The sequence below is a fragment of the Nocardioides antri genome (assembly GCF_008373765.1).
GTDB classification, from domain to species: domain Bacteria; phylum Actinomycetota; class Actinomycetes; order Propionibacteriales; family Nocardioidaceae; genus Nocardioides; species Nocardioides antri.
The window spans coordinates 692,591-705,579 of the sequence record NZ_VUJW01000001.1 but is presented as its reverse complement, the minus strand read 5'-3'; the positions used below and the strand labels follow the sequence as shown (position 1 = coordinate 705,579).

At 72.1% G+C, this 12,989-nt stretch carries 10 protein-coding genes; 5 read left to right on the top strand and 5 right to left on the bottom strand.

Going from position 1 to position 12,989, the window contains the following annotated elements; translation table 11 throughout:
• Nucleotides 1–51 precede the first annotated feature (51 nt).
• Nucleotides 52–1,368 carry a PP2C family protein-serine/threonine phosphatase gene (locus tag F0U47_RS03410; protein WP_149748875.1) on the top strand — a complete coding sequence of 439 codons (1,317 nt, stop codon included), beginning with the start codon at nucleotides 52–54 and terminating at the stop codon, nucleotides 1,366–1,368.
• 103 nt (nucleotides 1,369–1,471) lie between these two features.
• On the opposite strand, the gene F0U47_RS03405 is transcribed toward F0U47_RS03410, so the two are convergent.
• The 5 genes from F0U47_RS03405 to F0U47_RS03385 all read right to left on the bottom strand — a co-directional run bounded on the left by F0U47_RS03405 (nucleotide 1,472) and on the right by F0U47_RS03385 (nucleotide 6,115).
• Nucleotides 1,472–2,617: a fatty acid desaturase family protein gene (locus tag F0U47_RS03405; RefSeq protein ID WP_149748874.1), complete on the bottom strand. Its 1,146-nt coding sequence runs from the start codon at nucleotides 2,615–2,617 to the stop codon at nucleotides 1,472–1,474.
• A gap of 106 nt (nucleotides 2,618–2,723) precedes the next feature.
• Nucleotides 2,724–3,530 (bottom strand): triose-phosphate isomerase, encoded by an 807-nt coding sequence (gene tpiA / locus F0U47_RS03400; protein ID WP_149748873.1) that lies wholly within the window; start codon nucleotides 3,528–3,530, stop codon nucleotides 2,724–2,726.
• A gap of 3 nt (nucleotides 3,531–3,533) precedes the next feature.
• Nucleotides 3,534–4,751, bottom strand: a complete 1,218-nt coding sequence (locus F0U47_RS03395; RefSeq protein WP_149748872.1) for a phosphoglycerate kinase — start codon at nucleotides 4,749–4,751, stop codon at nucleotides 3,534–3,536.
• A gap of 2 nt (nucleotides 4,752–4,753) precedes the next feature.
• Nucleotides 4,754–5,764: a type I glyceraldehyde-3-phosphate dehydrogenase gene (gene gap, locus F0U47_RS03390; RefSeq protein WP_149748871.1), complete on the bottom strand. Its 1,011-nt coding sequence runs from the start codon at nucleotides 5,762–5,764 to the stop codon at nucleotides 4,754–4,756.
• A gap of 165 nt (nucleotides 5,765–5,929) precedes the next feature.
• Entirely contained in the window at nucleotides 5,930–6,115 is a 186-nt protein-coding gene (locus tag F0U47_RS03385) for a DUF1918 domain-containing protein (RefSeq protein WP_149748870.1), read from the bottom strand.
• Between the two features lie 120 nt (nucleotides 6,116–6,235).
• Between F0U47_RS03385 and F0U47_RS03380 the strand changes: the two genes are divergently transcribed.
• From F0U47_RS03380 to F0U47_RS03365, 4 genes are read left to right on the top strand one after another with little or no spacing between them, the layout of a single operon-like run.
• Nucleotides 6,236–7,108, top strand: a complete 873-nt coding sequence (locus F0U47_RS03380; protein ID WP_149748869.1) for an ABC transporter ATP-binding protein — start codon at nucleotides 6,236–6,238, stop codon at nucleotides 7,106–7,108.
• Entirely contained in the window at nucleotides 7,105–7,746 is a 642-nt protein-coding gene (locus tag F0U47_RS03375; RefSeq protein WP_149748868.1) for an ABC transporter ATP-binding protein, read from the top strand. The genes F0U47_RS03380 and F0U47_RS03375 overlap by 4 nt, the downstream gene beginning before the upstream one ends.
• Nucleotides 7,743–9,959: an FtsX-like permease family protein gene (locus tag F0U47_RS03370; RefSeq protein WP_149748867.1), complete on the top strand. Its 2,217-nt coding sequence runs from the start codon at nucleotides 7,743–7,745 to the stop codon at nucleotides 9,957–9,959. Before F0U47_RS03375 ends, F0U47_RS03370 begins: the two co-directional genes overlap by 4 nt.
• Nucleotides 9,956–12,988 carry an FtsX-like permease family protein gene (locus F0U47_RS03365; protein WP_149748866.1) on the top strand — a complete coding sequence of 1,011 codons (3,033 nt, stop codon included), beginning with the start codon at nucleotides 9,956–9,958 and terminating at the stop codon, nucleotides 12,986–12,988. Before F0U47_RS03370 ends, F0U47_RS03365 begins: the two co-directional genes overlap by 4 nt.
• Nucleotide 12,989: the final 1 nt, after the last annotated feature.

Sequence of the window (12,989 nt, the reverse complement as noted above, 5' to 3'; positions counted from 1 at the left end):
GACGAACCTGCGGGCAAGTGCGCCGAACATCGGCTCTACTATGCTCCGGCGATGGAGCGTTCACGCAGATCCCTAGACGTGGGACGTGTCCTAGATGCTGCGGAGGCTGCCTCCCCTGTCGACGCGGTGGGAGCGGTCGCCCACGAGCTCGGCCTCGCGTTCGGCGCGGCAGCAGTGTCCTTCCTCATCACCGACCTCTCCGGTCGAGCTCTGGTACGCCTGGCACATGTGCCGCTACGGAAGGTCCAGACCGGCAGCCATCGACCGATGATCCCGGGCGAGCGTCGAGAGGATGAGGAGTCCGCGACAGTCCTCCCGTTCGATGGCGGACCGGAAGAGCAGGCGGTACGCACTCAATCGGTACAGGTGCTGCCGCCCGACCCTGCGGAAAGGAGGGCTGGGTGTACGGGCTCATGGCGCGTGCTTGCCCCGGTGACAGAACGCGGAGAGTCCATCGGCTTGCTTGAGCTGTGCCTGCCGGATGAGCCTGATCAGGAGATGGCGGCCGAGATCGCGCAGGTTGCCCATCTGCTGGCGTTCGTGGTGATCGCCAACCGTCGGCACACCGACTTGTTCGAATGGGGGCAGCGGAGCCGGGCATTCAGCCTGTCCGCGGAGATCCAGCAGCGGCTGCTACCCGAGGCTCGCACGTGCGAGGCAGCCGCGTTCACCCTTGCCGGGTGGCTGGAACCGGCCGCGAGCATCGGCGGGGACACGTTCGACTACAGCCTGGAGCGCGACCTGTTGCACCTGTCGCTCACCGACGCGATGGGGCACGGCGTCAACGCCGCCCTGACGGCGAGCACGTGCATGGGTGGGCTGCGAGGCGCACGCCGCAGAGGCGCGTCCCTGACCGATCAGGCAGTGGACACCAACATTGCTCTGACCGAGCAGGCAGTCAGCCGCGCCGGCGACGACTTCGTCACGGGTCTGATCGGCCGCGTCGACCTGCGAACAGGCTCCCTCGAGATCGTCAACGCCGGCCATGTCATGCCGTACTTGCTTCGCGGCTCTGCACTGACGACGCTCGACCTCCGCGTCGACCTCCCCCTCGGCATGTTCCGCGACAGCACGTACAGCAGTACCGGACTGGCACTTGAGCCGGGCGACCGGGTTGTCTTCGTGACCGATGGGATGCTCGAACGCAACGTCGCCGACATCGACGTTCCCGGCGCGATCACGGACACCGCCGATCTGCACCCGCGAGAGGTTGTTCGAGGGCTGGCCGATCGCGCACTCGCAGCCGCGGGGCACGCTCTCGAGGACGACGCGACCGTGATGTGCCTCGATTGGCATGGAATGCACGACGAGTCCAGGAACTCAACGTCAGGGGCAGACCCTGAACGTGCAAGTGACCCTCTGTACTAGACGGCCAACCCACCGATACCGCTCGGCGTGCGCGCGGTGAGAGGAAGAGTCGATCGGGCACCCCCCCGACGGCGCGCGCTTGGGCCGGGTTGAGTGCTAACTTTCAGGCGGGGCGCGCGGCGAGCTTGCGTAGCTGTGGGAGCAGGTTGCGGCGGTTGGTCTCGGCGAGCCAACCGTTGGGCAGCGAGAGTCGCACCACCTTGTGCCACGCGCTGCCGACTTGCTGGACGAGTGGCCGCGAGCAGTAGTTGAGCCCGAACTTGTCGAAGACCTCGCGCACGCGCGGCGCGATCTCGGCGTAGCGGTTGCTCGGCAGGTCGGGGAACAGGTGGTGCTCGATCTGGTGGGAGAGGTTGCCGGCGAGCAGGTGCAGTACCGGGGGGCCGGAGATGTTGGCCGAGCCGAGCATCTGGCGGACGTACCAATCGCCGCGCGACTCGTTCTCGTCGAGCTCGTCGAGCTCGAAGGCCTCGACGCCCTCGGGGAAGTGGCCGCACATGATGATCGAGTGGCTCCACAAGTTGCGGACGAGGTTGGCGGTGGCGGCAGCGGAGAGCGTCGAGCGCCAGCCGCGGCCCGACAGCAGCGGCCAGATGACGTAGTCCTTGGTCGCCTGGCGCAGACCCCGTTTGAGCGTGATCATCGCCTCGGACTTCTTCGCCGGGCTCATCTTCCTCTTGTCGCGGAGGTGCTCCCCCAGGTCGAGGTCGTACATGGCGATGCCCTGCTCGAAGATGCAGGCAGTCACGAGGTTCCACAGCGGCTGTACCAGGTAGCGCGGCCGCCACTCCTGCGCCTCGTCGACCCGCATGATGCCGTAGCCGAGGTCGTTGTCCTTGCCGACGATGTTCGTGTAGCGGTGGTGGACTTGGTTGTGGGCACGCTGCCACTGCTCCGGCGGGGAGGTGTGGTCCCACTGCCAAGTCGTGGAGTGGATCTTGGGGTCGCGCATCCAGTCCCACTGCCCGTGCAGGACGTTGTGGCCGATCTCCATGTTGTCGAGGATCTTGGCCAGGCTGAGCGCGGTCGTTCCTAGCACCCACGCCTTGCGGTTGCGGCTCGCCAGCAGCGCGACCCGGCTGCCGAGCTCGAGGCCGCGCTGCACCCTGACCAGCCGGCGAATGTAGGCCGCGTCCCGCTCGCCGCGGTCGGCGATAACCCGCTCGCGGATGTCGTCCAGCTCGTGACCCAGCAGCTCGACCTCCGATGGGGTGAGTCCGCCCGGTGCGCTCGGGCTACTGGTCGTCATGCCCTCAGTGTTCCCGTTCCTGCCACCGGTATACGTCACGCTGCGGTCCTGCCGGTGGTGGGACTCCGTGTGGCCTGAACGGCGACGCAACACCACTGAGGTACGCTCAGCGACTTCCTAGTTCCGGCATGTCGTAGAACCGGCAGATGCCGCCGAACTCGTCGGCCTCCAAGCTCGCGCCACCGACGAGGCAACCGTCGATGTCGGGCTGGGCCATGATCCCGGCGACATTGGCGGCCTTGACCGAACCGCCGTACTGGATGCGGACGGCGTCGGCCACGTCGGCGCCGTACGACTCCTTGAGCTGGCCCCGGATCGCCGCGCACACCTCCTGGGCGTCGTCGGGCGTGGCGACCTCGCCGGTGCCGATCGCCCAGACCGGCTCGTAGGCGATCACCAGGCCGGCGACCTGCTCGGCGCTCAGGCCGGCGAGGGACCCGACGACCTGGGAGGTGTTGTAGGGCACGTGCGTGCCCTCCTGCCGGATCGCGAGGCCCTCACCGACGCAGACGATCGGCGTGATGCCGGCCTCCAGCGCGGCCTTCGCCTTGGCAGAGACGAGCTCGTCGGTCTCCGCGTGGTACTGCCGGCGCTCGGAGTGGCCGACCGTCACGTAGGAGCAGCCGAGCTTCGCGAGCATGGCGCCCGAGATCTCGCCGGTGTAGGCACCGGACGGGTGGACCGAGATGTCCTGCGCGCCGTACTTGATCGACAGCCGGTCCCCGTCGACGAGGGTCTGCACGGACCGGATGTCGGTGAACGGAGGGAGTACGGCGACCTCGACCAAGCCGTAGTCGTGCCGCTTGTCCGACAGCGTCCAAGCGAGCTTCTGGACCAGCACCACCGCTTCCTGGTGGTTGAGGTTCATCTTCCAGTTGCCCGCCATGAGCGGCGTGCGGGTGGTGCTTGCCATGCGTCAGGCTCCCTCGTCTAGCAGAACGGTGATGCCGGGGAGCTCCTTGCCCTCGAGGTACTCGAGGCTGGCGCCCCCGCCGGTGGAGATGTGGCCGAACGCCTCCTCGTCGAACCCGAGGGTGCGGACCGCGGCGGCGGAGTCGCCGCCACCGACCACGGTGAGGCCCCCAACCGCAGAGACGGTCGTCAGCGCCTGGGCCACTGCCCGGGTGCCGGCGGCGAACGCGTCGACCTCGAACACGCCCATCGGGCCGTTCCAGAACACGGTGCGCGCGTCGGCGAGCGCCTTGGCGTAGTGCGCCGCGCTGTCCGGGCCGATGTCGAGGCCGAGCGCGTCGGCCGGGATCTCCGAGGACGGCACCACACCCGGTGCCGGCGTGCGGTCGCCCGAGGGGAACTCGGTGTCGATGACGATGTCGGACGGGAGCAGCAGCTCCACGCCGGCGTCGTGCGCGCGCCGCAGGTAGTCCCGGCAGGTGTCGAGCTGGTCCTCCTCCAGCAGGCTCTTGCCGACCTCGTGCCCCTGGGCGGCGAGGAAGGTGAAGACCATCCCTCCGCCGATGAGCAGCTTGTCGGCCTTGCCCAGGAGGTTGTCGATCACGCCGAGCTTGTCGGACACCTTCGAGCCACCGAGGACCACGACGTAGGGGCGCTCGGGGTCGACGGTCAGCCGCCGGAGCACGTCGATCTCGGTCGCGACCAGGGCGCCCATCGCGTGCGGCAGTCGCTGGGCGACGTCGTAGACGCTGGCCTGCTTGCGGTGGACGACCCCGAAGCCGTCGGAGACGAACGCGTCGGCCAGCGAGGCGAGCTCGTCGGCGAACGCGCCGCGCTCGGCGTCGTCCTTGCTCGTCTCGCCCGCGTTGAAGCGGACGTTCTCCAGCACGGCGACCTGGCCGTCCGCGAGCGCGGCGACGGTCTCCTTGGCGGAGCTGCCGACGGTGTCGGTCGCGAACGCGACCTCCTGGCCGAGCAGCTCGCCGAGGCGCGCCGCCACCGGCGCGAGCGAGTACGCCGGATCCGGCTCTCCCTTCGGCCGGCCGAGGTGGGCCGTCACGACCACCCGGGCGCCGGCGTCGGCCAGCGCCTTGATGGTGGGGACGCTCGCCCGGATCCGGCCGTCGTCGGTGATCGTGGTGCCATCCAGCGGCACGTTGAGGTCCGACCGGACGAGGACGCGCTTGCCGCTGACCTCGCCGAGTCCGGCGTACTCCCCCACCGTCAGAGGGTGGCGCCGACGTGGACGATCAGGTCCGCGAGGCGGTTGGAGTAGCCCCACTCGTTGTCGTACCAGCCGGCGACCTTGACCTGGTTGCCGATGACCTTGGTCAGCGGCGCGTCGAAGATGCAGGACGCCGGGTCGGTGACGATGTCCGAGGACACGATCGGGTCGGTGGAGTAGCGCAGGATCTTGCCGTCCGCGGCGGCCTTCACGATCTCGTTGACCTCCTCGACGCTGGTCTCGCGCGACGCCTCGAAGGAGAGGTCGGTGAGCGAGCCGGTCGGGGTCGGGACTCGCAGGGCGTAGCCGTCGAGCTTGCCCTTGAGCTCGGGCAGCACCAGGCCGATCGCCTTCGCGGCGCCGGTCGAGGTCGGCACGATGTTGATCGCGGCGGCGCGGGCGCGGCGCGGATCCTTGTGGATGTTGTCCTGCAGGTTCTGGTCGGCGGTGTAGGCGTGGATGGTGGTCATCAGGCCCTTGTTGATGCCGAGACCGTCGTTGAGCGCCTTCGCCATCGGCGCGAGACAGTTGGTCGTGCACGACGCGTTGGAGATGACGGTGTGCTGCTCGGCGTCGTAGAGCTCGTGGTTGACGCCCATCACGATCGTGATGTCCTCGTTGGAGGCCGGCGCGGAGATGATGACCTTCTTGGCACCGCCGCCGTCGACGTGGGCCCGGGCCTTGGTGGCGTCGGTGAAGAAGCCGGTGGACTCCACGACGACGTCGACGCCGAGGTCCGCCCACTTGAGCATCGCGGGGTCGCGCTCGGCGAAGGCCTTGATCTCGGTGCCGCCGACGACGATCGCGTCGTCGGTCGAGCTGACGTCGGCGTCGAGCCGACCGAGGATCGAGTCGTACTTGAGCAGGTGCGCGAGGGTGGCGTTGTCGGTCAGGTCGTTGACGCCGACGATCTCGATGTCGAGGCCCTGCTCGAGGTTGGCGGCGCGGACTGCGCGGAAGAAGTTGCGGCCGATGCGGCCGAAGCCGTTGATGCCTACACGAACGGTCACAGCGATGTGCTCCTAGTCTCGGTGGTGGGCGTTTGGTCACCCGCCTTGACGGAAGGCGCGGGCGTTCAGTCACCCGCAGTTCGACCCTACCGTCCGTGCTCGAGCAGCAATCGCCGTGTCCCGTCGTACGTCCGGGTAACCACCGTCACACGTCGACGGCGGCCGTCAGGCCGGCGGCAGCACGTGGGCGTCGGCGCCCGGGAAGGTCAGGGCCTCGTGCCCGTCCTCCCATCGCACGAGGTACGGCGGGCCGCCGTTCTCGCCGCGGACCTCGAGCACCTCGGCCTCGCGGCGGTGCATCGAGTCGGTCCGTCCTTCGACGACCAGCCGGTCGCCCACGTTCGCTCGCATGTGGTCACCTCCGATGCGTTCCCGCGTCGTCGCGGGCACATCCCACGATGCTCCGTGCCGGGCGGCGACACAAGAGGCATGATGGGCGCTCATGACACGGGAGCGGGAGGGCGCGGGGCGATGAGGGACGCCGGCGGGATCGGTCTGCGGTGCGCCGGGGTGGTCCACCTCTACCGGACGTTCGAGGGCCACGACGTGGTGGCTCTCCAGGGCGTCGACCTCGAGATCCAGCCCGGCGAGCGGGTCGCGTTCCTCGGCCCGAGCGGGTCGGGGAAGTCGACGCTGCTGGCCCTGCTGGGAGGGATCCAGCGGCCGAGCGCAGGACGCATCTACCTCGGCGACGACGACATCTCGCGGATGAGCGAGCGCCACCTCGCCCGGCTGCGGGCGCGCCGGGTCGCCACGATGCTCCAGGGCGCCACCCGCAACCTGCTCCCCTACACGACCGCCCGCCGCAACATCGGCTTCTCGCGGATCGGGGTGCCGTCGGCCGAGCTCGACGATGCTCCGACCGCGATGGAGCTGCTGGAGCGGGTCGGGCTGGCGGACCAGGCCGACCAGGTCGTGAGCACGATGTCGGGCGGCCAGCGTCAGCGCCTGGCGCTGGCGTGCGCCGTCGCGACCCAGCCGCAGGTGCTGCTGGCCGACGAGCCCACGAGCCAGCTGTCCCACCTCGACCGGGACGCCGTCGTACGGCTGTTGCACGACCTCAACCGCGACTTCGGCACCACGATCGTCGTGGTGACCCACCAGCCCGAGGTGGCCGCGACGTTCCCCCGGACCGTGACGATGAAGGGCGGCCGGGTCGGGTCGGAGGGCCGCGACGGTGCGGAGTACGCCGTGATCGGTGCCGAGGGCGTGCTGCACCTGCCGTCGCACCTCACCCCGCAGTGGCCGCCGGGCACGCTGGTCCGGATCGAGGCCGGGCCCCGCCGGATCGTGATCAGCCACCCCGCCGACGACACCGGCATCCCGCAGGAGGACGTGCGATGACCGGCGCCCACCTGGTGGTCGACGCGGTGCGGTACCAGCCCGGACCGCTGCTGCTCGACGACGTGTCCGTGACCTTCCCGGCCGGTCAGGTGACCGCGGTCGCCGGCCCGAGCGGATCCGGGAAGACGACCCTGCTCTCTGTCGCCGGCGGGCTGATCGCTCCCACAGCCGGCACGGTGACCTACGACGGCGCTCCGACGTGGCGCGGCAACGGCGACCCGCGCCCGGAGATCGCGTTCGTGCTCCAGGTCTACGGCCTGGTGCCGATCCTGTCGGCACGGGAGAACGTCGCGATCGCGCTGCGCGCCCGCGGAGTGGGCTGGGTCGACGCCAACGACCGCGCGGAGGCGGCGCTGGCGCGCTTCGACATCGCCGACCTCGGCGACCGCCAGGTCGAGGAGCTCTCGGGTGGCCAGATGCAGCGGGTGGCGGTGGCCAGGGCACTCGTCGTCGAGGCGCCGGTGCTGCTCGCCGACGAGCCGACCAGCGAGCTGGACCAGAGCAACGCCGATGTCGTGCTCGACGTCCTGCGACGCGAGGCCGACCGCGGAGCGGTCGTCGTCATCGCCACCCACGACCCGGCGATCGTCGACGCCGCCGACGACCATGTGACGATCGACGAGGGCCGCCTCGGATGAGGTCCCGGCTGCTGGCCGGGCTGTGGCTCCGGCGGGGCACCCACCTCACCATCGCCCTCGCCGTCGCAGTCGTCGCTGCCGGTCCGATGGCGGTCCGGGACGACGGGTCCGAGAACGCACTGCTCACCCCGCTCGTGCTCCTCGCCGCGGGTCTCCTGCCTGCGGCCGGCCTGGCCCTCGGCGCCCGGCGGCGGCACGAGGCCGCGCTGCTCCGACTGCGGGGACGCCGCGGGGCCTCGGTCGCCCGCGCGCTCGTGGCCGAGCCCCTCGTCCCTGTGCTGCTCGGCGGCGCGGCGGGTGCCGCCCTCTGCTGGACGGTGGCGCCCGAGCGGGTGACCTTCGCGGTGGCGGTCGCCGGCACCGCCGCGGTGGTGGTCGTGGCCGCGATGCTGTTCGCCCTGCGCGAACCGCTCCCCCTGCTGCTCGGCGACCGTGTCCCGAGGCTGACGGGCGGCACGGGGACACGCTTCCTCGCGGTTCTCGTGATCGTCGCCGCGGTGGTCACCGTGCTCCGGCGCGACACCGACGGATCGGCCTGGCTGCCGTTCGCCGGCCCGGCGCTGGTCGGGCTCGCGGGCGGCGTGACGGCCACGTGGCTGGTGCGGGTCGTGGCGGGCTGGCTGACGGGCCGGCCGGACCTCGGAGCGGTGCTCGTCGGCCGGCGCCTGCAGGCACCGCGCGCGACCGCCGGCCTCCCGCTGGTGATCGCAGGCGCCACGTTGCTCGGCCTCGCCACCAATGTGCTGCTGGCGGTGCAGGACTGGGAGGACGACACCCGGGCGGTGACCGCCGGCGCGCCGCTGGTGGTCCCGTACGCCGGCGACGCCGACAGCCTGCTGGCTGCCACCCGGGCGGCCGATCCCGACGGCCGCTGGCTGATGGCCGCGCTCAGGGTGTTCGCCGACGACCGTGCCGTCTCCCGGCGCGTCTACCTCGACACCGCCCGCTACGAGCGCGTGGTCGGGGACCACCTCGACAAGACCCCGGCCGAGGAGGGCTCGGCGGCCGTCGCCCTTCTCCACGACGCCGCGACGTCGGCCAAGCCTGAGCCGACGACGACCGGCAACTTCCTGACCGCCACCGTCGCGTCGGACAGCCCGCGCGCGGCGCTCGTGCTGGTCTCCGTCACCACCGACGGGGTCGAGGGCGGCGCACAGCAGGACCTGTTCCTCCGGGTCGTACCGGGCGAGAGCACGACGACCTTCGTGCCGCTGCGCCGGTGTGACGCCGGCTGTCGTGTCCTCGGCCTCGAGGTCGCGACCGGCCGGCCCTGCACCTCCGACACCTGGAACCGACCGCGGTGCCGTCGCCCGGTGATCCGGATCAGCAGGCTCAACGCCGGAGGTCTCGACCTCCTCGACCGGGAGTGGAGCCTCGCCGAGCCCGACGACCGGCCGCCGGGCCAGGTGACGCAGACCGCCAGGTCTCTCGAGGTGCGCCCGAGCAGGGAGGGCGGGAGCTTCCTCGCCTCCGACCGCACCCTGTGGTCGGTCCCGGTCGTCGCCACCACCAGCGTCGACTGGGAGGGCGACCCGCAGGCACCGACGACGAGCAGCCTGCCCCGCCCCGCCGACGTCCTGAGGACGGTCCCTGCGCTCCCCCTCGTCGGCTCCGGAGGCACGGTGCTCGACCTGCCCACGAGCACCTTCGAGGGCGGGTCCGCGGTCGCGGCCGCCGAGCCGTGGATCCTGGCCAGGGCAGACACCCCGGACGACGTCATCGCCGCGGTCGGCAGCCCGCTGTCCCCGGAAGAGATCTCCTCGGCGACCCTCGAGGACTCCGGGAGCGACCTGGCACGTCGGCTCCTCCTCGTCGCCCTCGGGGGCCTGGTGCTCGGGGTCCTCGGCGTCCTGCTCCCCGCGTCCCGGCTGCGGGCGGAGCGCACCCGCGAGCACGCCGCGCTCCGAGTGCTGGGCGTCGACTCGGCCGAGCTGCGCCGGGCGTCCCGCGCGCAGACAGTGCTGGTCGCCGTCGTCGCGGCCGTGGCCGGCGCGGCTGCGACCGCGGGAGCGATCGCGGCGTTTGCCCCTGTGGTGCCCGCCCTCCGCGAGCAACCCGCGCAGCTGCCGCTCGACACCGGCGTGCAGGTGATCCCCGTGCTGGTCGCGGCCGGGGTCGTGACGATCGCGACCCTCGCCGCCGGCGCCTGGGCGTCCGGGAGCAGGGCCGCGGCCAGCCGACCCGCCAACCTCCGCGAGGAGGCGGCCGGATGATCCGCGTCGCCCTCGACGGACTTCGCTCCCGCGCCCTCCTCTCGGCCGGCACCCTGGCCCTGCTGGTGATCGCGGTCGCCTCGGCCGTCGTCGGCCCCGCGTTCACCGTCGCGGTCGGCAACAGCTATGCGATCAGCCGGCTGTCGGAGGCGCCCAACCCGATCACCGGCCGTACCTGGGAGTTCCGCCCGACCGGCTCGCCGGGACCCGGTGACGCCCTCGCCGCCGCGCGCGACGCGGTACAGGTGCCGTCGTCGCAGCGCGACCTGTCGTTGCAGCTCGAGACCGACCGCGTCCCTGCCCCCGGGGCTTACGGCGAGGTTCAGCTGCTCGCGCGCGACGGCGCCTGCGAGCACCTCGAGATCGAGGGGCGCTGTCCGCAGCGTCCGGGTGAGACCGCGATTCTCGCCGGCGACGCCGAGGAGGACGGCCTCCGGATCGGCGACCGGCTGGAGCTCGGCGATCCTCTCGGCGAGCTGACCGTGGTCGGCACCTACGTCTACCCCAACGGACAGGGGGTCGACGACGACGAGCTGGCAGCGGTCGAGGACTTCTGGTTCGACCCCGCCCGGCTGGCGTCCGTCCCCGCGCAGGTCCTCGGCACCCAACTGCTGCCGCGCCGTCCGGCGCCGTACCTCGTCCCTGCGGAGCAGTTCGCTTCGGTCCCAGCCCGGCTGTTCCTGGTACGGGCAGACACGCGGATCGACGTCCCGGCAGACCTCGACGCCGGTCAGCTGTCCGGGCTCGCTGCAGAGGATCCCGGCTCCGAGACGCTCGATTCCGGCACCCTGACCGAGGTCTCCCTCAACGACCTCGACGCGGTGACCGCCGAGGTCGAGCAGGAGCGCGAGGCCGCGGTCTCGTCGGTGACGCCGGCGGTGGTGTCGCTCGTGCTGGTGGCGCTGGCCCTGCTGAGCCGGCTCACGTCGGCCGCCGGCGACCTGCGGGTGCCGGACCTCGCGCTGGCGTCCCTCCGCGGGGCCAGCCGCCGCCGGGTCTGGCTCCTCGCTCTCGGCGAGCCACTTCTGCTCGTCGTGATCGCGCTGCCACTCGGCGTGCTCGCCGGCGTGGGGCTGACCCAGTGGCTCGTCCGGTCCTGGCTGGCCCCGGGCCTGCCGCTCCCGCTGCCGCCGGTCGCCGGTCTCACGGTGCTCGCCGTGACGGCCGCGGCGGTCGGCGTCTGCGCCCTGGCGGTCCGCGGCGTGCTGACCAGGACGCTCGCCGACCAGCTCACCGGGCACCAGCGACCGCGGAAGGCCGGTCGCTCCGCCGTGCTCGGGATCCTCGTCCTGGTCGCGGCCACCCTGGTGGTGGCGACCCTCGCCCTGACCCGGACCGGTGGCGCGACCGACGCCTCCGACCTGGTCCTCCCGGTGCTGGTGGCGGCGACGTTCGGCGGCGCGGCCACCGCGGGCGCCCGGGCTGGCGCGGCGAGGCTGGCCGCGCGCCGCCCACGCGGCACGGTCGTGTTCCTGGCGGTGCGCGCAGTGGCCAGGCGCGCGGCCGGCACGCTCGTCGTCCTCCCTCTGACGGTGGCGATCGCCGTCTGCACCTTCGGTGCCGGGGTGTACGACGCCGCCGCGACCTGGCGCGAGAGCGTGGCTGCCACCCAGGCACCGGCGGACACGGTGTGGGCCACCGAGCTGCCGATGGAGGAGGCGGTGGCGCTGACCCACGCACTCGACCCCGACGGGCGCTGGCTGATGGCAGCGGGGACGTTCGTCGCCCAGGACGCGATCTACGTCGCTGTCGACGGCGCCCGACTCGGACAGGTCGCCACCTGGCACGAGACCTGGACGCCGGGCCGGGACGTCAACGAGATCGCGGCTGTCCTCACCGGCACTGCCCTCCCCGCCGTCACGGGCAGCCGGCTCGGCCTCACCATGACCGTCCCCCGCGGCAGCGAGCCGGTCACGGTCGAGGTCCGCTTCCGCGACGCGAAGGGCGCCGTCAGCGGTGCCTACGTCGGACCGTTCGCGGCCGGCACCTCGTCGCTCACCGAGCGCGTCGCGTGCCGGACGACCTGCACGATCGAGGGCCTGCTCATCGGCGGGGGCGCGGGACTGCCGACCGAGCTCGACGGCACGTTCGTCCTGGGGCCGATGGAGATGGACGGCGCGGACCGCACCGACGTCCTGACGGACGGCGGCTGGCAGCTGACCTCTGCCGAAGAGCTCCAGCAGGTGGCCGGCGAGGTCACCACCACGTCCGCCGGTCTCACGGTCCGGGCGACCGGGCGCGGCCTCGCGGGACTGACCGCCGGTGACGTCCCGCCGGTGCGCCCGGTCGTGGCGGGCCGCGAGATCGTCGACGTCGCGGGTGACGTCCCTGGCGGGGCAGCGACGTCCCGCGCCGGGCAGCCGCCACCCATCACCGCCGCGGTGGTCGCCGAGAGCGTGCCGTTCCTGGGCCCCCGGGGCGTGGCGATCGACCACACGATGATGAGCGTCAACCGGTCGATCTTCAGCTCGGAGTTCGACACCCGGGTGCTCGCGACGAGCGACACCCCGCAGCGCATCGACGACGCGCTCGCGGCACGCGGCCTCGTCGTCGCGACGACCCAGGACCGGGAGGTGGAACGGCTCGACGGCACGGCGTACGCCATCGTCCTGCGGCTCTACCTGGTGAGCGCGGCCCTCGTGCTGCTGATGGCCGTCGCCGGGCTGGCGGTGTCGACGGCCGTCCAGCTGCCGGGCCGTCGGCTCGACGCCGCGTCGCTGAGCGTGGTCGGCGTCCGGCGCCGATCCGTGCTGCTGGCGGTCGCCCTCGAGCAGGGCGTGGTGCTGGGCGCGGCCGGGGTCGCCGGTCTCGCCGCCGGGTCCCTGACCCAGTGGATCGTGCTGCGCCGGATCACACTGGGCGTGGTCGAGGGCGTGTCCTGGCCGCGGGTGGTCGCGCACGTCGACCCGACATTGCTGTCGATCGTCGCGACGGGTGTCGCGGTCCTGCTCGGCTGCGTCGCCGTCGTCAGCGCGTGGTTGACCGTACGACGCGCGCGGGGTGCGTCGCTCCGCGAGAAGGCCGGGTAAG

Excerpts from the sequence above, each read along its gene's own strand:
- F0U47_RS03410 (WP_149748875.1), top strand. The coding sequence starts at position 52 with ATGGAGCGTTCACGCAGATCCCTAGACGTGGGACGTGTCCTAGATGCT.
- F0U47_RS03405 (WP_149748874.1), bottom strand. The coding sequence starts at position 2,617 with ATGACGACCAGTAGCCCGAGCGCACCGGGCGGACTCACCCCATCGGAG.
- tpiA (WP_149748873.1), bottom strand. The coding sequence starts at position 3,530 with ATGGCAAGCACCACCCGCACGCCGCTCATGGCGGGCAACTGGAAGATG.
- F0U47_RS03385 (WP_149748870.1), bottom strand. The coding sequence starts at position 6,115 with ATGCGAGCGAACGTGGGCGACCGGCTGGTCGTCGAAGGACGGACCGAC.
- F0U47_RS03380 (WP_149748869.1), top strand. The coding sequence starts at position 6,236 with ATGAGGGACGCCGGCGGGATCGGTCTGCGGTGCGCCGGGGTGGTCCAC.
- F0U47_RS03375 (WP_149748868.1), top strand. The coding sequence starts at position 7,105 with ATGACCGGCGCCCACCTGGTGGTCGACGCGGTGCGGTACCAGCCCGGA.
- F0U47_RS03370 (WP_149748867.1), top strand. The coding sequence starts at position 7,743 with ATGAGGTCCCGGCTGCTGGCCGGGCTGTGGCTCCGGCGGGGCACCCAC.
- F0U47_RS03365 (WP_149748866.1), top strand. The coding sequence starts at position 9,956 with ATGATCCGCGTCGCCCTCGACGGACTTCGCTCCCGCGCCCTCCTCTCG.